General features: G+C 39.9%; 14 protein-coding genes. 1 reads left to right on the top strand and 13 read right to left on the bottom strand.

Annotated features, from left to right (window positions below; genetic code table 11):
• Positions 1-124: 124 nt before the first annotated feature.
• The 13 genes from L2725_RS05155 to rfaH all read right to left on the bottom strand — a co-directional run bounded on the left by L2725_RS05155 (position 125) and on the right by rfaH (position 18,561).
• On the bottom strand, positions 125-754 hold the full coding sequence (locus L2725_RS05155; RefSeq protein ID WP_249247946.1) for a glycosyltransferase: 630 nt from the start codon (positions 752-754) through the stop codon (positions 125-127).
• 476 nt (positions 755-1,230) lie between these two features.
• Complete coding sequence (locus tag L2725_RS05150; protein WP_249247945.1) at positions 1,231-2,295, bottom strand: glycosyltransferase; 1,065 nt, start codon at positions 2,293-2,295, stop codon at positions 1,231-1,233.
• Between the two features lie 23 nt (positions 2,296-2,318).
• Positions 2,319-3,428 carry a glycosyltransferase gene (locus tag L2725_RS05145; RefSeq protein ID WP_249247944.1) on the bottom strand — a complete coding sequence of 370 codons (1,110 nt, stop codon included), beginning with the start codon at positions 3,426-3,428 and terminating at the stop codon, positions 2,319-2,321.
• Complete coding sequence (locus L2725_RS05140) at positions 3,401-3,916, bottom strand: acyltransferase (RefSeq protein ID WP_249247943.1); 516 nt, start codon at positions 3,914-3,916, stop codon at positions 3,401-3,403. Before L2725_RS05140 ends, L2725_RS05145 begins: the two co-directional genes overlap by 28 nt.
• Before the next feature lie 16 nt (positions 3,917-3,932).
• The gene (asnB, locus tag L2725_RS05135; protein ID WP_249247942.1) at positions 3,933-5,888 is read right to left on the bottom strand and encodes an asparagine synthase (glutamine-hydrolyzing); all 1,956 of its coding nucleotides are present in this window, start codon (positions 5,886-5,888) and stop codon (positions 3,933-3,935) included.
• Between the two features lie 1,109 nt (positions 5,889-6,997).
• On the bottom strand, positions 6,998-8,104 hold the full coding sequence (locus tag L2725_RS05130; protein ID WP_249247941.1) for a glycosyltransferase family 4 protein: 1,107 nt from the start codon (positions 8,102-8,104) through the stop codon (positions 6,998-7,000).
• Positions 8,097-9,281, bottom strand: coding sequence for a lipid II flippase MurJ (locus tag L2725_RS05125; RefSeq protein ID WP_249247940.1), 1,185 nt, complete (start codon positions 9,279-9,281; stop codon positions 8,097-8,099). The genes L2725_RS05130 and L2725_RS05125 overlap by 8 nt, the downstream gene beginning before the upstream one ends.
• A gap of 102 nt (positions 9,282-9,383) precedes the next feature.
• A complete protein-coding gene (locus L2725_RS05120) occupies positions 9,384-10,406 on the bottom strand; it encodes an NAD-dependent epimerase/dehydratase family protein (protein WP_249247939.1) in 1,023 nt (340 codons plus the stop codon).
• Positions 10,407-10,548: 142 nt separating this feature from the next.
• On the bottom strand, positions 10,549-11,829 hold the full coding sequence (gene tviB, locus L2725_RS05115; RefSeq protein WP_249247938.1) for a Vi polysaccharide biosynthesis UDP-N-acetylglucosamine C-6 dehydrogenase TviB: 1,281 nt from the start codon (positions 11,827-11,829) through the stop codon (positions 10,549-10,551).
• A gap of 69 nt (positions 11,830-11,898) precedes the next feature.
• Entirely contained in the window at positions 11,899-12,942 is a 1,044-nt protein-coding gene (gene wecA / locus L2725_RS05110) for a UDP-N-acetylglucosamine--undecaprenyl-phosphate N-acetylglucosaminephosphotransferase (RefSeq protein ID WP_249248000.1), read from the bottom strand.
• A 204-nt stretch (positions 12,943-13,146) separates the two neighbouring features.
• Complete coding sequence (locus L2725_RS05105; protein ID WP_428985259.1) at positions 13,147-14,406, bottom strand: four helix bundle protein; 1,260 nt, start codon at positions 14,404-14,406, stop codon at positions 13,147-13,149.
• 187 nt (positions 14,407-14,593) lie between these two features.
• Entirely contained in the window at positions 14,594-17,368 is a 2,775-nt protein-coding gene (locus L2725_RS05095) for an SLBB domain-containing protein (RefSeq protein ID WP_249247937.1), read from the bottom strand.
• 650 nt (positions 17,369-18,018) lie between these two features.
• Positions 18,019-18,561 carry a transcription/translation regulatory transformer protein RfaH gene (gene rfaH / locus L2725_RS05090; protein WP_249247936.1) on the bottom strand — a complete coding sequence of 181 codons (543 nt, stop codon included), beginning with the start codon at positions 18,559-18,561 and terminating at the stop codon, positions 18,019-18,021.
• A gap of 444 nt (positions 18,562-19,005) precedes the next feature.
• Between rfaH and L2725_RS05085 the strand changes: the two genes are divergently transcribed.
• Positions 19,006-20,529: a peptide MFS transporter gene (locus L2725_RS05085; RefSeq protein ID WP_249247935.1), complete on the top strand. Its 1,524-nt coding sequence runs from the start codon at positions 19,006-19,008 to the stop codon at positions 20,527-20,529.
• Positions 20,530-20,545: the final 16 nt, after the last annotated feature.

The following is a 20,545-nucleotide window of genomic DNA, read 5'->3' as shown; positions in this document are numbered from 1 at the left end:
GAAATGATAAATAATTAAAAATACCACTACCATATGAATACCAAAAAGCAACTCACTCATAAGAGTTACTTAAGCATTCTAAAAATCGCACACACTCAGCCTGCAAAAATGGAGCCCTACGCTCCTAATTCCTTTTGCAAGAAAGAGTGTTAACCATAGAAACTAGGTAATTGCTTTTCACGTCTCGGTCAAAGTTCGAAATAGCATATTCTTGTGCAGTAATATAGAACTCTGCAAGCCTAATTTTATTAGCTGCAAATCTGATGCTTTCAACCAAATCGTCTAAATCACCTTCTGAAACTAGTTGTCCATTGACTCCACACACAATAGCATCTCGCATCCCAGGAACACTAAATCCAAATGTAGGTATGCCAACCATTGAAGCTTCCATTACACAGACTGGAAACCCCTCCCGTACAGAGGGTAGTAACAACAAATCAGAGTTTTCATACCATGCTATCACATCATCAGTAAAACCGTGAAACTTGACGCGACCACCAAACTCTTCCTTAATCTTTGAAATATCAGAGTTTGTAAAAGAACTAGGGTTGCTCGGATAAATGTCACCAACAAAATTAAGCTCAACGTCTAAACCTAGTTCCTCAAGCTTGCGTTGAACCTCTACCGCTATCTGGGCACCCTTATCCTTGATTAACCTTCCTACATATAGCATCCTTATCTTACCACTCGGCATGGGCGAAAATGGGACTCTCCTCTTAAACCTATTTAGTTCAATTCCTATACCATTCGTCACATAACTATTTTCCGCTCTAAGATTGAGTTCTTTAAGTTCATTCGTATTACATAATAAATTATAACCAGAACTCAACTTAAATAAGAACCTTATTAAAAACCTGAAGCAAAGACTTGATTCAAATAAAGTACCCAAGCCCTCCACATAAACTATAAACCGCCTATTAAAAGGGGAAATCGAAAAAAAAATAAGTATAAATGTTGATATAAAGTGACATATAAAAAAAGAACCCCTGATTCTTTCTTTCAAAACATAATAGTTAAGCTTAAGTATCAATCCTAATTTAGAAAATATTCCGCGACCAGGAGTTAAATTGTAAACTTCAACACCGATACTACGTAGTATCTTTAGTGATAAAAGGCAATCGCAAGGAGCAATAACACAAACTTCGTCTCCATTTTCCAACATCTTGCGAATATAATTGGACCTAAATAGCACTACAGTTTTAAGTGAGTTCTGGACGATAGTGACCCTCATCAAAAACCTTCATATAATTCGTTATAGTTTTCCGAAATCTGTTGAATACTGAAATTTTCAGCAACATATTTATGTCGAGCATGTCGCAGTGTATCATTTCGAATATAATTCAATGAGCAAATCAGGGCATCATAAAATTCCTCATCAAAAGACTCACTGCTAATCAAGACCCCATCCTCCCCTTGCCTAATAATCTTAGAAGCATCTCCGACGTCTGTGGATATAACGAATAACCCAGACAATAAAGCCTCGCCGATTACATTAGGAAATGCCTCACTGTAAGATGACAAGATATATACATCATGCTTATACATCGTAGCAGGAACAAAATCGCACTTCCCATTAAAAATGACTCGATTAATAAGGGAACTAGAGTACATCGATAGATCAAATTTTTCTTGGGAAATACCGGTACCGTATAAATGTAACTCTGCATTGGCATTTGAAACTTCAACAAAATTAAGAAATCCGTGAATCAGTCGTTCAATCCCCTTCACAGGATGGTATCTAGAGAAATTAGTAAACTTTATGACATCAGAACTATAACTATAGTTCCCAAATAATTCGATATCAAAACCATTTGGTATGTACCTTAAATTATTGTTATATCCATATAGCTTGTGTTGCTCTAAACTCTGAATGCTATTGAAACATATAAAGTCGGGTTTGGAAGAAAGCAAAGATGTTAACTTAATAACTATACGTGTCAATAATTTATCCTTTGACAAATCAGATAGTGAATGTCTTACATTCCAAATGTTACATCGTGCCGATTTAAAAATAAAAGAAAAAATAAAACTATGATACATCCATGACATTATTACGTCGGGCGAAAAATTTGATACTTTTTTTCTCAAAAGATATAACGGAAAAACCTTGAGGTAGTCAACTTTGTTAATTATTAAAACCATAACATTAAGATCAATCAATCTGTCGTAAAATTCACCTCCACCATTTATTGAAATAACCAGATGCTCGTGTTCTGCTTGGCTTTTAATAATCTTATAAAGCATATTCTCTGCTCCGCCAGAACCTAAGCCAGTGATTATATGCAACACCTTCATTATACACCACCAAAAATTATAAACTAATCAAACAATTTATCACAATACCGGTCAACATCATAAGAAGTAGCGTAACGTTTAAAGAAATCACTATTATCACTATTACTTAAAATAACCCTATGTATTTGATTTGCAATTTGGTCTGGGTCAGAACTTATAATATTAACCCTTGGGAGATTTAACACACTAGCAGTACAATCTGTACTAAAGATGTTTTTTGTACCACTGCACATCATTTCCAACAGAACATTTGGAAAACCTTCACGCTCTGATACTAAAATACCAAGATCCGAAGAAGCCATTATCGAATATGGAGAGTCCAGCCTCCCAAGAAAAAGTACGTTAGCTTGAACACCCAAGGAGTTTGCCAGCTCAGCCAGCCTCGCCCTCTCTGGGCCATCGCCAACAATAATTAACTTGAAATTAACGTCTGAGATTTTCTTCAAACAAAACACTGACATCAAAAGTAAATCAACTCTCTTTACCTTATGCAATCTGCCAACATAAAGAATTCTAAAGCTTTCACTATCAGTGTCAACATAGCTACTATTCAATGAGCAACGAATAAACTCAAGATTCAACGGATTACTTATTACTCTCACAGAAAAATGTGAAAGTTTAGGAACATTGGTAAGAAGGGATAACCTCATTTCGTCTGTTTGGCACACCAACAAATCTATATTTGAATAGAAGCGATAAAGAAGTTTAAAAACAAATAATTGCCTACCGGAAAAACGTTCAAATATTAGTGTTGACTCGCGGACAATGTGCTTCTTAATATTTAACACCTTAAGTTTTCTTAACAGACAAATAAAGGAATTCGTGTGTACATGAGTAGTAACAGCGTAATTGTACACTTTTGAAGTTTCGAACAAACTACAAAGAAAGTACTTTAAGAAACCTCTAAATTCTTTTCTTTCGTTAATATACTTGAAAACTACATTTTCAGACCAAGAATGAGCTTCCCAGTCATTATTTTCAGATTTTGTAATAAAAACTACTTGTACACTGTTATATGTATACTTCCCTAAATGTCTGACAATATTAAATAAAACTCGCTCTGCACCACCAATTGTCGTAGAGGGAAGAATAAATAGATATCTTTTTATTTCTTGACACATCGCAAAACCCATTGCTTGTATGATTCTGTATCAGTTTTCATGGGTAGCGGATCAAGTGATATTTTTTCGCGATAAAAACTGTCAAAACTCTTAATCTTCCGTGCTGGATTCCCAACATAAACTGTATTTGACTTTAGTGATTTTGTGACAATAGTACCGGCACCGACAACCACGTTATTCTCGATAGTAACTCCAGGCATAATAATGGAACCCGAACCGATAAAAACGTTGTTGCCTATTTTTATAGGAGAGAACTTAAATCTTCGCCCATTATGGTCTTTTACCAACGATAATGACCCATCATGAGTGACAAATATAACCTTAGTAGATATCGTAACATCATTACCAATTTCAATTAAAAATGGTTCGCTGCCATATTCATTACTAAATATGCGGCACCTCTCTCCAACTGTAACGCCACACCATCTAGCATGAGCAACACCTCCACGTAACTTCAAATAAATAAAAGAAAAAATATGAAAAAATATTTTGGTGATCATCTAACTGACCCATAAATTAAAATTTGCGTTCGATATAAGAATGCTCTGTATTTTCGTACCAAGACAAGAACATCAAAATACTCCAAAGTCGTGCACTATGATCTCTAATAAGCATTTGGTGTTCATGCCATAATTTATCAACCAGTGAGTAATCAAAAAAGTTCTTAGCCCTTGTTTCTTTAGAGCCTATCAGAGATTCAGCCCAATCCCTTAGAGGCCCCCTAAGCCAACTAGATAAAGGGACGCCAAAACCTTTCTTAGGTCGCTCAAACAACTTCCTCGGTACATAACGCTCCAGAACTAGTTTTAGAATATGCTTCTGTTCATATCCATTGTCTTTAAAGTCTAGTGGTAAAGACCAAGCAAAATTTATTATATCCTTGTTCAAAAACGGAACTCGAGTTTCAAGGCTATGGTGCATTGAGGCTCTGTCGACTTTTGCTAAAATATCATCGCTTAAATATGTTACAAAATCTAAGTACATAGCCTTTTCAATGTTAGATAATGAGTCCAAACTCTCATTATTTAAATAGGCATTAAAAACACTTTCATTATTTTCAATCTTTGTAAACATTTGGGGCTGTTTAACATCGGAAATTACATCCTCATAGAAATCTATAAAATTGTTATGTTGAAAATATCTATCAGCGGAGTAAATAGTATCGACTAAATCTGCTCTATTAAATACTTGGCCTACTAACTTTTCAACTACACCTCGAGGCAAAGCTCTTGTCAAATTTGAATATAGTGATTTCAGTTGACGAGGATACGAATCGACCTTATTGAAGAGATTGTTTGCAAATCGATAACGTTCATATCCCGAAAAGATTTCATCACCGCCATCGCCGGATAGAACGACAGTGACATCTTCCCTTGCCATTTTGCTAACTAATAATGTGGGAATTTGCGACGAATCAGAGAAAGGTTCATCGTAGGCCTCATATAATTGGGGAGAAAGTGACCAAGCATCCTTTTCACTGACATATAGTTCAGAGTGCTCAGTTCCCAAAAACTGCGCAGTTTCCTTCGCAAATTCTGCTTCATTATAGCCTTCAACATCAAAACCAATAGAGAATGTTTTAATTGGTTTCAATGAGTTCCTTTGCATAATGGCAACAACAGTAGAGGAGTCTATCCCTCCTGATAAAAATGCACCAAGTGGAACGTCCGATAGCATCTGATTTCTAATTGACTCATTCAAGAGAGAATCAAGAGTCAACACTGCGTTGTCGATATTAACGTCAGATGAGTTCTTATTGGCACTGATTACACTGTCTAAAGACCAATATTTGTACTTTCGATCACGAATTTGATTGTCAACTACCTTGAAGCACATGTAAAAACCGGCTTGCAACTTATATGTATTAAGGTAGATCGAGTGTGGTGCCGGTATATACTTATGCTTAAGTAGGTAGTTGATCGAACTTCGATTAATATCCCCCTTCCATGTAGGAAAAAACTTTAAAGGACTAAGCTGAGACCCAAAAACCAAGCTATCTCCGGTATTATAGTAATAAAGTGGCTTTTCACCACATTTATCCCTAGCAAGAATTAGTTCCTTATCTTGTCTATCCCATAATGCAAATGCAAACATACCTTCTAATTTAAGCAGTGTTTCTTCAATACCAAATACTTCAATTGAAGCCAGTAAAACCTCGGTATCAGACTTACCTTTAAAAGAATAGCCTTCCAACTCAGATTTTATTTGCTTAAAGTTATATATTTCACCATTAAAAACTATCACAAATCTAGAACTATTGCTAACCATTGGTTGATGCCCTAGAGGTGACAGGTCATGAATTGATAGTCGCCGGTGTGAAAAACCAATATTACTAGTTTCGTCGAAAAATTCTCCATGATCATCTGGACCTCTAGAATAGATACTCTCTCCCATTCTAGCTAACAACTGATATGGGTCATGCTCACAAACCATCTTTTCATCAACGGTAAAAAAACCTGAAAATCCACACATAAACTACTTTCAAACCTTTCTTTTTAAGAGATAATATAGGAAATTAAATTGGAACAATGCAATAAAAGGAATCAATTGGTACCTATGTCTAGGTCCCTGTAACTCAGGAATCATGGAGTAGAGAGCAACACATATCAAAAAATAAATTACTAGGATCCGTACATAGCCTTTATCTCGAAGTATCAGTATCAATCCAAAAACCATAGGAAGGAATAAAATTAAATTGATTATCGATGGAATAAACAAATATTTATATGTTGGTTCAATTGACCATGGTTGCGGGGTAAGAAGAAATCTAAACACCCCTGTAACAACCGTAGCTGGCTCTATTATTGACAGATTTACATATGGCCATAGATAAAATGAAACCACGATCAAAATAGTGGTCAACAGAACAAAATATTTAAGCCTGAAATTACTTGATATGAAATAAGATACTACAGAAGCAATTATTAAAGCAGGAATATAAAATCTTAGCAACGAAAGTAAGAGCGTCACCACAATGAAAGCAAAAATATATCTATACCCTCCGTTCTTTATAAAACGAAATACAATATAAAAAGAAAGGATCGTCAAGAATATTACGAGAGTTCCTTTAATATTTATCATTCCTGACCATACAAAGACGTCCACATGGAGTATGTAGAAAAGAGCAAGTAATTTCGAGTATTGCCTACTATATCCGCACAATGTGAAAATATATTTTATTAGTACGCCAGATAAAACAGATAAAACTATGTTAAAAAACACAGCTGAACTATAGAATGGTCCAAGTATGTATTGTGCTGTTGCGTTATATAAAGAATATAGGATGTGCCTGCCGCCAGACAGGGCAAACGCATACTCAAAAATATCTGTAGTAAATAGACAACCCGAATGGCAAAATCTATTTAGTATTTTTTGGCCATCAACGTAGTAAGTAACATCATCCAAATGAGTCCAAAAATCCAAGACCCCACTAAAATATAGCAGGAAAAAAGCACTCTTTACAACCGAGATTAGAATCGTTTCGAACAGATTAAAGTGTCTAAATAAAATCAGAAATATGACAATATAAAGTAATATAAACTGGAACACTAACTCGGGAGATAATTGTAAGAACATAGCTTTCATAAAAAGCAATTCACTATCCACTTTTTCAAAGTATTGTCGATACTGTATCTTTCTCTTACTTTAGTAGCCTCTCTACCTAGCTGGCCCCTCAAAGTTTCATCTTCTGCCAGCCATACCAGAGCCTCAGTTAACGAACCAAGATTTGGCTCTATTAACTTTCCATCTACATTGTTAGTTATAATGTCTCGGGGGCCCGTATCGCAATCATAGCTAATTACAGCAGTGCCTTGAGACATAGCTTCGATTAATGTATTGGGAAAACCTTCAAACAATGAGGTTAAGGCATAAATATCTGCCCTTTTGTACCAATTACCAACATTTCCCACTTTGCCAACAAAAATTACATGTTCTGAAGCTTCCAAATCTTCCGATAAGCGCTTCAAACTTTCTAATTCGGAACCGTCACCAACCAGAAACAAATACCAACCTTTTTCGAACAACTTAGAATCATAACATGCTTGTATAATGTCTTTTTGGTTCTTTTCAATACTTAGTCTCCCTACACTTAAGATAACCTTCATACCAGGCTTGATATATTTATCAACTGAAACTATTGGTTCAACATCCCGCAATGGGTAAACTACAGGATTAGGGATAATGTTAATCGATTTGGCCAATGTATTTTTTAAACACCAGCGCTTGCTTTCCTTTGTTAAAACAATTAGGTTGTCTAAGCGACTATAGCTATATTTTCTCAATGACTCCCATAATGTTCCTAAGGGCATTGCAGGAGGGTAAGAACGTTCTGAGCCAATAAGTTTTACTTTAAGTCCTATACAAGCTATAGCCGTTAGTATAGTCGGCATTGACATCATTGCAATAACGGTACTCGATTTAGAATGCTTTATATAGTTTCTCAGAACATAAATTCTTATAATATTATTCTTCAAGCCCGTGAAAAAGCAGTTTGAGTTTTGATCTAAATTTAACTCTACCCGTTTCACCTTCCTATTCAATGAGTAAAAGTCAATATTTCCATTTGCAAATGTAGCTAATTCTACTTCAAACTCCTCTGCTAACAAATTAGCCAATGTTGAAGATACTCTTTCAGCACCTCCCATCGCAAGACTTTGTGTTATTATTAGTATTTTCTTGTTATTCATCGAAGAGTTCACGCTTAAAAATGAGTAAAATCAAAAGAAACAAAAACGTAGTAATATACATAAAAACAGTGGAAAGCATTATTAGTTCAGAATTAAAGCTTGCTCTATTTATATAGTAAAAAGACAATTTTGCTATAAAACCCACGACTCCACTAAACATTATCACTTTGTACATGCGCTTCGCGTTATAGAAACAGACCAAAACCATTGCTGAAAAATAGAATGGAAACTGCAAAACAGATATGGAAAGTAATTTAGATACCAGAACTATATCATTTTCACTAAACTCACCACGAAAATAGATTATTTCGATAATTTCATATGAAAATATCCAGCAAACCGTAGTAATTATGCCCCCCAAGAAGAACAACCCTAAACACCACTTTAAAATATACGCTTTGTCTACTGGATTATTAGGTAGAGCAATACTCTTAGAAATGATTGGCAACATTGCTCTTGTAATAGCTAAAGATACAATAACCATAAAAATTGAAGAAACTTTAGTTGCATATGATATGCTACTGAGAGAACCTGTGTAAAGATTAGATGCTATTAATTGATCAATAATCGTTGTCGAACTTATTAACACTTGCCCGACAATTAATGTGAACGCACCGAGTTTAATCTTCTTCCACCCACTATTTCTAAAACTAAATCTCGGATAAATCACAAACTTCGAGACAAAAGTGTACAACAATATGAATTGAAAAACAGCTCCTAATAAAACACCATATGAAACTGCTAAATAGGTCGAAAATAGTGCAGTCAACATTAAAGTTGCGATTGGAACACACGATTCAAACAGGCTATTTTTATTATCTCCATGAGCCATCATCACAGTTGAAAAGAACGCTGCGAGTAGAGAGATAAAAATATATGGTATATAGATTGGATAAATTTCTTTAACGATATTATTTATTTCATTTGATGCATTATAATTCTTACCATAGAAATAGAAATACAAAAAAAATACGAGTGAAACAGTGGCCGAGGTATAAATTATTGAACCAAATATTTCTTTTAAAAAGTTATCCTTATCGTTCGTATCTTTATCATTTAATATAGGTATTAAAAGAACTGTCAATAGACTTAAAGCTAATGATATCGGCCAGTTAGCAAGTGAAAATACGAAAGTATAACTATCTATCTCTGTACCAACTCCAAATTTTGATGCCAAATAAATCTCTTTGAAAAACCCTAATGTTTTTGTAAAGAAAATCAAGGACACAATATAAATTAGAGCTTTCAGAGTTTTTACGTTGATATTTGACAAAATTTATTATTCTATATTATTGATATACCAAGAAATCGCCTCTTCAATACCCTCTGCTATCTTATATGCAGGTAGGTAGCCCAGTTTGATTTTTGCTTTATTAATATCTGCTTGAGAATGTTTTACATCACCAATTCTAAATTCCCGATAAATAGGATTACCCTTTACTTTTATATCTTTACCTATCAGTGCATCTCTTATCGACTGATATAGTTGATTCAAGCTGGTTCTATCACCAAGTGCAACATTGTACACTTCGTTTTTAGCTTCTTGTGGGGCTGTCGCACCCAGAATATTCATCTGTACAACATTATCAATATAGCAAAAATCACGACTGGTTTCTCCGTCGCCATTAATAAAAACATCCTCCCCCTTAATTGCAGCTGCTGTCCATTTCGGAATTACAGCAGCGTAGGCACCATTCGGGTCTTGGCGCCGACCGAATACGTTGAAATAGCGCAGGCCTATGGTGTTAAAGCCGTAGGTGCGCGCATAAACACCAGCGTACAACTCGTTAACGTACTTAGTGACAGCATACGGTGACAAAGGGTTACCAATGTTCTCTTCAACCTTTGGCAGTGCTGGATGGTCGCCGTAGGTTGAACTACTAGCCGCATAAGTGAAGCTATTAACTTTAGCTTCTTTTGCTGCTTGCAACATATTCAAAAAGCCAGTGACGTTGGCCATGTTACTGGTAATTGGGTCAGCAATGGAGCGAGGCACAGAGCCTAATGCAGCCTGATGCAGCACGTAGTCAACGCCCTCGACCGCCTGTTCACAAGTTTTGTAATCACGAATATCGCCCTTAATAAAGCTAAAGCGGGCCCACTGCTCCACAGATACCAGCGACTTTACTTCATCCAGGTTGTGCTGATGCCCAGTAGCAAAGTTATCGAGACCAATAACGGTTTGGTTGAGTTTAAGCAATTTCTCAAGCAGATTGGAGCCAATAAAACCGGCCACACCAGTAACAAGCCAGATTTTTGGTGATTCGATAAGTTGTTGTTGAATTTGTTCGTAACGAGACATGATGATTCCGATAATACTATAAGGTGCTAGGTGCTAGGTGCTAGGTGCTAGGTGCTAGGTGCTAGGTGCTAGGTGCTAGGTGCTAGGTGCTAGGTGCTAGGTGCTAGGAAAAATACCAACACCCAGCTGTGAGAAGACAAAATTATAGACGCATATCAACGTCTTCTTTGGCAAGCACGTATTTTAAGTCATAAAGCACATGGTTTGGTTTACCAAAGTCGCGAATCGCCCCTGCGCCCATATCGCTAAACTCGTTGTGGGCTACAGCCAAAATCACAGCGTCATAATGCCCAGCTTTAGGTTTCCGGCACAGGCTAAGGCCATATTCATGCTCAGCCTCATCATTGGCGCACCAAGGATCAACAATATCCACATTGATGTTGTAATCCTTGAGCTCACTAATGATGTCAACGACCTTGGTATTACGTAGGTCGGGGCAATTCTCTTTAAAGGTAAGTCCCATCACCAGAACATTTGCACCTTCAACGTGAATACGCTTCTTAAGCATTTTTTTTACTAACTGCGAAACAACGTACTGGCCCATACCATCATTTAAGCGACGACCAGCGAGGATCATTTCAGGGTGATATCCGACTGTCTGAGCTTTATGAGTCAAATAATAAGGGTCTACGCCTATACAGTGGCCGCCAACCAAGCCTGGGCGGAAGGGCAGAAAGTTCCATTTAGTACCAGCTGCTTCAAGCACTTCCAGCGTATCAATGCCGAGCTTATTGAATATGATTGAAAGTTCATTAATCAGCGCAATGTTTACATCTCGCTGAGTGTTTTCAATCACTTTTGCCGCTTCAGCCACCTTGATACAAGAGGCTTTGTGGGTGCCTGCAACAATGATGGATTTGTAAAGCTCATCGACATATTTTGCCACGTCAGGCGTAGATCCACTCGTAACCTTTAAAATATTGGTTACACGGTGCTCTTTATCGCCCGGGTTTATACGCTCTGGCGAGTAACCTGCAAAAAAATCCTGATTAAACTTAAGCCCCGATACACGTTCTACTACCGGAATACAGTCTTCTTCAGTAGCTCCAGGGTATACGGTTGATTCGTAAACAATGACATCGCCCTTGCGAATCACTTTACCCAAAGCTTCTGAGGCTTTAATCAGAGGAGATAAATCCGGCTGTTTATGTTCATCAATTGGGGTTGGTACTGTAACAATATAAACATTGCACTCAGACAAATCTTCAAGTGACGTGGTATAAGTAAGATGTGTTGCCTCAGCCAGCTCATTATCAGAGCATTCCAACGTACTGTCGTTGCCTTGAGATAATTCGTTAATTCGGCCTTGATTGATATCAAAACCAACAGTCGTAAATTTCTTTCCAAACTCAACGGCAAGAGGAAGTCCTACATAGCCTAGCCCAATTATCGCAATTTTAGATTTACTTAATTCAAACTTCATAAAAAACCACACTTAAATTACAAAATATATTACTACAATTCCTGACAAGCACTAACACAAAAGAGCCACTTACACTTTTCTTCTAAACCAGCTCAATATTTGCCATACATAATTTAAAGCTACACAATAAATAATAAATAACAATATAAATATCAAAAACATCAACCACTCTGGAGCATTAACTATTTCAGCACCACAACCCAGAGATGCTAAGAAGCCACCCAAGACTGTTATAATAACTAGCGTCTCTCTTCTATTGAATCCCGCTCTCTCAAATATATGATGAAGATGTTCGCGATCAGCTTTAAAAGGAGAGACCCCTTTTTTTAGCCTACGGTACATAATTGCAGCCATATCCATAAGCGGTATAGAAATAAGGTATAATGCGGTTACTGGTCTAAATGCGCTTACTTCCTCAGATGTCCCAATTACAAGAAGCCAGACTATAGTTAAGCCTATTAACATACTACCAGCATCGCCCATAAAAATCTTACCAAGATTCTTTGGCCAGCTTAAATTAAACATCAAATAGGCAAGTAGAGCTGCAATAAATAGAACCGGTAACAAGTACCAGTCATTGTTAACTCGACTCAAAAGAAAAGCTAGCGCAGAGAAAGTTACAAGGCTTAACATACCAGCTAATCCATCAATCCCATCTACCATATTAAATGCGTTTATCGCTCCAAGCACCGCAACAATGGTAACAACTACTCCCACCGGTCCCAGAAACAGTTCGGTCGGTCCAACTATGTGGCCAAGGCTCTTAAGATAGAATCCTGCACCAAATATCATGAGAGACGCAGTTAAAATCTGAGCAGAAATACGAAGTTTCACCGATAGATCGTATTTGTCATCAAGTACACCTAAAAATAGGATCAATGCCGCCGAAATAAGGTAGATGTTGAATGACTGGCTTTGTTCAATAAAAAACATTGATGCCATCAGCACACCAATAAAAATTGAGATCCCGCCGATTAGTGGTATTGCTCCAACATGCAGTTTTCTATCACTTGGTAAGTCAACTAGTCCTGCTTTAACCGCGATAGGCTTTATCAGCTTAATCGCAACAAATGAAATTCCAAATGTCGCAATTATAGGTATAACATATTCCATCATTTCATCCTTCAAGACTAAATTCTTTGCTTATCCCAATCCAACGAACATTAGATTCACTCATTTTCAAAGTGTCTATTTTAGTTTAGGCTATCCAATTAATCATATCTCAAAGCAACATAAATTGAGTTTTCTAGTATGAATGATAAATTGGTTCAAAGACATCAATATCCAAGTTTGAATTCCTTTGAGTATGATAACGATTTATTTCACCCTAACATCTATAAAATATTTTGCAAATACAATCATCAAACTAAGTATTCCGCCAAGCATAGTACCCAAAATACATATTTGTGCCCGCTTTGGTTTCGATCTTTCTTCAGGAACTAGTGCAGGATCTATCGTTTTAAACACATACTCTTCCCTTATATTCGCAAACATAATTGTCTTTTGTGCCTCTTCCATTAATTGGTACAAAACAGTGCGCATATCTGCAATACTGGTTTTTCTAAGCTGGTCTTCTAAAAAATCTCGGCCACGAACAGCTTCTTCGACATCACGCTGTTTCATTACCTGATTAATATCGGCAACCAACCAGTTGACCCATTGTTGGGCGACTACCGGTGACAAATGTTCAACTGACACGGTTATCATACCTGTATCTTTAGCAGCATTAACGGAAAACATCTTCGAGAACGCTTTAAAGGCTTCCTGCATTGAAGGTTCTGACTTAAATGGCGCTTTAACGTCTCGTACCCAATTTGCTGATTCAGAATCATACAGCTCAGGGTCATAAACTAATTCATTGTTAGGCATATCCCATTTTTCTGCCGCCATCAATTCAGGAAGAATCTTATGCTTTTGAATAAAATCACTGATGAACTGACGAGACTTCATCACTTCTATGGCTAACTGCGACTTGTCAACACTACCACTGCCAATATTAATGCCCGCCATACTTGCTAGGCCACCGAATTGACCTGCTAAAGCTGCCAGACCACCACCACTGTTATCTGATTCAGCGGGAGCGAGCAGGGCCTCTGATTTATAAATATTCGGTTGGCTCAGTGCAAAAATTACAGAACCGACAGCAAATACTGCTGTAACAGCAATAATTAGCCATTTACCTTGCCAAATAGCTGAGAAAAGTTCGCGCAGGTCGATTTCGTCATCCCGCATAGACTGCGTGAATTGAGCATCATTGCAATTCTGATGATTTTGAATTTGATTGGTCATATTTTTAGGTTCTAGGTTTAAATTGTAGTCAGCAGCATCTTCTTTCACACTGCCTTTTCGAATTTTTTTCAGGCTTGCAATCATTGCTGAGATTTCCTTTGCTTCTTTTATTAGCAGCAAGCCTGATTCTTTCTCAACAACTCCGATCTCTATAGCAATATATAACTTAGTGACAAATTCACCTGTAGAACCTTTTGCAAAGTAGAGAAATCTTGCAGACTCAGCCTGAGTTTCTCTTTCTTCACCCTCTGCAATGTTTGAAGCAATAGACACAGCTGCACGTGTCATCTAATCTCTAAGGTCAAAGTCACGACAGTCTCTAAGTGCCTTATAGATATTGCAAGACAACCGGCATGTACGCTTCCATACGTCAAGATTCTCGAATTTCATACCTATTACTTTAGGTTTTGGGTTCTGGGTCCTAGCACCTCGAAGAGGCGTCCTAGAACCTAGTTCCTTAAGTTCCTACGCTTTGTTATAGTCCTGAGATTGTGGCGACTGCTACTGCGGTGTTGTATATGATTTGGGTAACCTGGCTCCACAGTGTCAGGTTGTCTTTGTACTCAGTGTCCAGAGGAACGATGACTGTATCACCAGGGATGAGTTCATCTCGGTTGTTAAACCACATCGACGCGCTTGGGAGCATTACGCTGCCATCAGCTTTCAATACATATGTGCGTCCATCATCAGCACGACGACGGGGACCACCAGACATATCTACATAGTCATCTACTGTTAGCCCTTTCTTATATCTGTGAGTAGCTGCGTGTTGCACTTCTCCCATAACAGATACTGTTTGACGGGTAGATGGAACATACAGCACATCTTGATCTTCCAACTGCAGGTCAGCTTGCTGAACACCAAGAGCAATTGCAGGTAAATCGACAACCAAGCGGCCTACTGGTTGGATGTTCTCTAAATCAGTTAGCATCAATTGGGCATCAGCATAATTAACTACGTTACCGTCTTTCGATACACCACGGGTTGCGATATCACGACGTAATTGATCAGCAAGCTTTTTAATTTCCAATTGTTCCTGTTTCCGCACTGACTCACGGACGAACACGGAAGCAGGAAGGTAAGCGTACTCAGTAAAACCGCCCGCACGATTCAGAACATCGGCCAAGGTTTCACCACGTCGGATGTTATAAACGCCTGGGAACTTCACTTCACCACGAACTTCGACAGACTGATAATCCTGCCAATCTGGGGTAGTTTTAACAGTTAATATATCGCGGCCTTCCAGCAAGATATTGGCGTTTGATTCACCTTTTAGCGCTTGATTAAGGGCAACAGTTTTATGTTCAATTGTAGAAACTGCATCGCTGGTTACGGTACGGGTCAACTCAGCACGAGTAGTATAGGCTCCTTCTTTTAAGCCACCGGCTGCCTTAACCAGGTCATTCACTGTTCCACCAACTGATAATGGGTATAAGCCTGGAGCACGAACCTCGCCATTGATAGCGACGACCTGAACAGGGTCGCCAGCCCTGGCCTGGCTGTTCAATTTGATGATTATCGGATAGAGCAGCTCATTACGGTTCATCTCGCCGCTAAGCTTAATGAGATCGGCATCTTCAAACATGTTGGCAAGCATTTTGTTCACTTCACCAGTAATTAGCTTTTGCTGCTCATCAGACATAGTTTCAGAGTCACTGCTGATCACCACACCGCCCAATTCATGGCGTTGTGAAAGCGTTCTTTGCTGCAATTGAGAGAAACCAGCCTTGAAAAGATCTGATCCAATCAAGCTGTCACCGGAAAGTGCGGTAACTTTCTCAACACGTTCTTTAACCAGCTTGTTCAGCGCATAACGATTTTGAGTTTCGTCATTGAAATTGAAGATAATGACTTTATCACGAGCCTTTAACTCCAGATTTTGGGAAGCATCTTTATTAATGATGGCGAGACCTGGGGCAAATTGATGGACTTCAATATCACCGAAATCGTTCTTCTCTCGGATAATCAAGCCAAAGTCCAGGTCAGCGGACATCGCCAGCTCACCCCAGATTGATGGCAACAGGTCACTGACATGCTGTCCTTGATACCATTGGTATTTACCTGGACGCACTACAGCGCCAACAACAGTAATCGCGTCTTCAAATTGGTTTGATGCGCTTTTAACATTCAGAGCATCACCACCGCGGGCTTTAAGCTGCTTTCCTTTAGCAAGTGTTAAGTCAACATTGATAACAGATTTCAATCCCTGAGCATTGAATCGTTCAATTGAGCTGGACTTTGGATAGGCACCGGATTTGAGACCTGCGGCCATAGTCAAAACATCAGCCAGTGTATCGCCTTTAGTAAGCTCATAGATTGCTGGACGACGCACCTCTCCTGTCACTCTGATTTGATCTTTAACAGGAGGAATAAATACCACGTCACCTGACTGCAAACGTACATCACCGGATGCATCGCCCTTCATTAGCAAGTCGTAGAGATCAAATGACCCTACTAGTTTACCGTTTCGCTTGACCTGGATATGACGCAAGGAACCAATGTCGTTGACTCCGCCGGCTACAAATAAGGCTTGAGTAACGGTGGACAAGCTGGAAACAGTGTATGACCCGGGCTTATAAGCATCGCCTGCAACAAAGATACGGATTGAACGCAACTCACCCATGGTGATATTGGACTCAACGCCAATCATCTGGTTTTTAATTTGTTTCGCCAGAGATTGACGCAATTCAGAAAAGGTTAATCCAGCAACTGAGATTGGGCCCAAATCAGGAAACTGAATGGTGCCGTCACGGTTAACCATCAGGTTAAGTTCTTTATTGTCCTTGCCATAGAGCTGTACCTTGATGTTATCGCCAGGACCCACCACGTACTCGGAAGGAACAGGTACATCTGATACTGGTGCGAAAGTAGTGGGTTCGCCAGCGAACAGGTCGATACCAAAACGCTTCAGTTCTTGCTTCTCTTCACTTTCCTCAAAAGTGAGCTGTTTTTTTTGGTCCCCTTCCTGCACTTGCATTGACGTCATTGGGTCGTTGCCCATTTGCATCCCGGTGCGAGGGTTAACCAAGTTGGGGTTTTCCAATGTCTGGTTGTTGTTCCCTCCAGTTGTGCCATTGAGCATTGATGGGTCAATACCATATTGACGAGCCAGTCGCTCCTGCTCAGCTTTTGGCAGTTGCTTGAATTGCTCAATCATTTGGGGGGATGGGGTAATGGCATTGGCCTGTCCCGTCAGGATTGCCAAAGCACTAAGGCCTGCAATGATCAGGGTTTTGGTTTTGTTAAACACCGGTCTCTCCGTGGCAAAAACAACAAGATTAACGATTGGAATTATTTTGAATGCTCAAGGGATGAGCAGAATTTGGTTCTAGGTTCTAGGTTCTAGGTTCTAGGTTCTAGCAGAGCATGTTTCACTGCTGATTGAGGCAAGTACTCAAGCCTGGTTAAGGCTTTAGACGCACTACCAACCCGCGTGGCGGCCCCGGGGGGTCGGCTTTCGTAAATGAACAGAAACTGTTCATTCATAGCATTTTAGACACGCTACCGCCCATGGATTACGGCCTCCAAATTGCCCTTAGATTCCTCTAAACATCTAATTTTTAGTAACTTACGAATACCTACTCGTTGCAATAGCTATTCGTAAACAACTCGCCTTCCCCGCGCAAATTTCAAAGCGCTTAACGTCACTCAAGAGCTTGATTCACTCCCAAGCCCCAAAATTTAAGCGACGCATTATAACAGGCTCTGTTTTTTGATGGTGACCAATGAGTAACCAACACATTTTTTATCGTGCGTAATGTCTCTGGTTGGAACTCTGTTTAGTCAGTTATTCGCCACCCAGTCACAATTTCCGCGAATTTATTCTTTATTTATTTAACTGAACTCGAAATGAACGAGGTCAGCTATGGCAAATGTCTTACACGCACAAAAGGGGATATCTCAAACCTCTACTCTGACCAGTTGCTCAATCGATACCTTTGTTGACTGCAATTTCCCCAGAACCTGCAGCAATACCATGCACCTTTTGTCGCCACTCTTTTGCTCAAACACTCCTTCAAGGGCTGCAAAAGGACCATCTTTGAATTTCACTTTTTCACCAGGCTGGAACTCAGGTATTTCAACATCAAGATCTGTCGCTATCTCTTCCAGTGGCATACCATCCTCATTAAGGATCCCCAGTGCTTTTTCCTGCCTGCGCAACGCAAAAACCAGGTGGCACAAGGGTGTCATCTGCTCACGGCAATCGATAATACTGGCGACACCTCGGGTTGATTTAATACGGGCGACACTGGTCACCGCAGGATCAAATCGGGCGAAAATATAATTGGGGAATAGAGGCACAGACTCGACGACTTCTTTACCTCGCAGGGTTCGTTTTTGTCGAACCATAGGAAGATAAGTCTGGATATGTTGCAAATTCAGATTTTGTTGTGCCCGTATTTCATTCTTGGGCTTACAGTACAGCAGGTACCAGGCATTCATTTGCAACTCTCACGGTATCAATAAGATGGGCTCAGCAATCCATTTGCCGCCATGAATAGTACTAAAATGCAGACCTATTTAAAAGCATCCATTAACCGGCTGGTCACTTTGTATCACCTTGTATCAATTTGGTTAATCCTGTAACGCAAAAGTCTCAGTAGCACACCTTTGATTCGTTCAAATTGACCGGTACGTTCAGGTCAAGATAAACATCAGCCAAACACCCTCTTTCGTTGACTTCTACCCTGCTTAAAGGGTATATAAACTGGGCATTTTGGGCATTTCGATGCCGACAACTATAAAAAAGTCCAGTGAATTGCCTTTTTGGTGGTAGCAACCCAGACCTGACATTTGTCGTTGCTGTCGTGGAAAAGTCAGTTTGCCGATAAATTCTGACGGCCAATGTAGCCGGTCAGACGTACACAAGCTGAAGGTGGAGTTTTAATGAGCGCAGCAAAACCCCAGGGGACTGTATTGGGTCACCCTAAGGGATTGTTCCTGTTGTTTACAACTGAGCTATGGGAACGATTCAGTTACTACGCGATGCGTGCCATTCTGGTACTGTATCTGGTTGATCAGGTTCAAAATCAAGGTGGTGGTGGTCTGGGTTGGACCCAGGCAGATGCCCTTTCCCTCTACGGTACTTTTACCGCACTGGTATATTTGACCCCCCTGATTGGTGGTTGGTTGGCCGATAACTATCTGGGTCAGCGTAAAGCTATTTATCTGGGTGGTGCACTGATGGCCATTGGCCAGTTCACTCTGGCCGCCCCGCACGCCTGGGTTCCGGGTCTTGAGACTACAGTATTTTATATCGGCCTGGGTATTCTGATCCTGGGTAACGGCTTGTTTAAGCCAAACATCTCCACCATGGTGGGTGACCTGTATGAAGAAGGCGACCATCGCCGTGACGGTGCATTCACCATCTTCTACATGGGGATTAACCTGGGTGCGGCATTGTCCGGCTTCGTTGTTGCATGGGCCTACACTCACTTCGGTCATACTGAAATCGTTAATGGCGAAGAGATCTTCGTGAACAACTGGCAGGCTGGTTTCTTCTGTGCTGGTATTGGTATGGTGCTTTCGCTGATTATCCAGTTCCTGTTCGCCCAGAAATTATTGGGTGACATTGGTACTGTGCCAGCAGCCAAGCTGGAAAAAGAGCGTGCTGCCGAACGTGGAGAAGTCCGCAAAGAGCCTCTGACCAAAGAAGAGCGTGACCGTATTAAAGTCATCATGGTCATGGGCTTGTTCACCATCATCTTCTGGGCTGGCTTCGAGCAGGCCGGTGGTCTGATGAACCTGTTTACCAATGACTTTACCGACCGCTACATTGGCAGCTGGGAAGTTCCAACCACTTACTTCCAGTCCCTGAATGCTATCTTCATCGTACTGTTTGCTCCTGTTATCGCGTCCATCTGGGTGCGCATGGGCAGCAAAGAGCCTAACTCCCCAGTGAAGTTTGCCATGGGTCTGTTTCTGCTGGCTGTGGGCTTTGTATTTATGATGGGCGCCGTAGTTGAAATGGATGGTGACCCAACCAACAAGTCAAGCATGTGGTGGTTGGTAGGTGCATACTTCTTCCACACCATGGGTGAACTGTGTCTGTCTCCAATCGGTCTGTCCATGGTGACCAAACTGGCTCCGCTGCGTATCGCCTCGCTGATGATGGGTGCCTGGTTCCTGTTTATTGCGGCCGCAAACAAAGTCGCTGGTCTGGTTGGCTCTCTGATTGGCAGCGGTGGTTCTCAGGAAGACCAGCTGGCAAACGCCATGGCTATCTTCTCTGGTATCGCAATCACGGCAACAGTTTCTGCAGTCCTGCTGTACTTCATGGCTGATAAGCTGGTTGATTGGATGCATGGTGCTGAAGAAAGCCACCATAAAAACGAAGAAGAAGCACTGGAAGAAGAGATCGCTGTAACCGGTGAGCACGAAGCCATTATTAAAGACGCTCCTAAAGCTTAATTTGGCGGTTCGTTTC

Origin of the sequence: Shewanella corallii (genome assembly GCF_023349125.1) — a bacterium.
In the GTDB taxonomy this organism is placed as follows: domain Bacteria; phylum Pseudomonadota; class Gammaproteobacteria; order Enterobacterales; family Shewanellaceae; genus Shewanella; species Shewanella corallii.
The sequence above is the reverse complement of the archived record's forward strand: the minus strand, read 5'-3'. Positions and strand labels throughout refer to the sequence as shown.

Excerpts from the sequence above, each read along its gene's own strand:
- asnB (WP_249247942.1), bottom strand. The coding sequence starts at position 5,888 with ATGTGTGGATTTTCAGGTTTTTTTACCGTTGATGAAAAGATGGTTTGT.
- L2725_RS05140 (WP_249247943.1), bottom strand. The coding sequence starts at position 3,916 with ATGATCACCAAAATATTTTTTCATATTTTTTCTTTTATTTATTTGAAG.
- tviB (WP_249247938.1), bottom strand. The coding sequence starts at position 11,829 with ATGAAGTTTGAATTAAGTAAATCTAAAATTGCGATAATTGGGCTAGGC.
- wecA (WP_249248000.1), bottom strand. The coding sequence starts at position 12,942 with ATGGAATATGTTATACCTATAATTGCGACATTTGGAATTTCATTTGTT.
- L2725_RS05105 (WP_428985259.1), bottom strand. The coding sequence starts at position 14,406 with ATGACACGTGCAGCTGTGTCTATTGCTTCAAACATTGCAGAGGGTGAA.
- L2725_RS05085 (WP_249247935.1), top strand. The coding sequence starts at position 19,006 with ATGAGCGCAGCAAAACCCCAGGGGACTGTATTGGGTCACCCTAAGGGA.
- L2725_RS05120 (WP_249247939.1), bottom strand. The coding sequence starts at position 10,406 with ATGTCTCGTTACGAACAAATTCAACAACAACTTATCGAATCACCAAAA.
- L2725_RS05150 (WP_249247945.1), bottom strand. The coding sequence starts at position 2,295 with ATGAAGGTGTTGCATATAATCACTGGCTTAGGTTCTGGCGGAGCAGAG.
- L2725_RS05145 (WP_249247944.1), bottom strand. The coding sequence starts at position 3,428 with ATGGGTTTTGCGATGTGTCAAGAAATAAAAAGATATCTATTTATTCTT.
- L2725_RS05130 (WP_249247941.1), bottom strand. The coding sequence starts at position 8,104 with ATGAATAACAAGAAAATACTAATAATAACACAAAGTCTTGCGATGGGA.
- rfaH (WP_249247936.1), bottom strand. The coding sequence starts at position 18,561 with ATGAATGCCTGGTACCTGCTGTACTGTAAGCCCAAGAATGAAATACGG.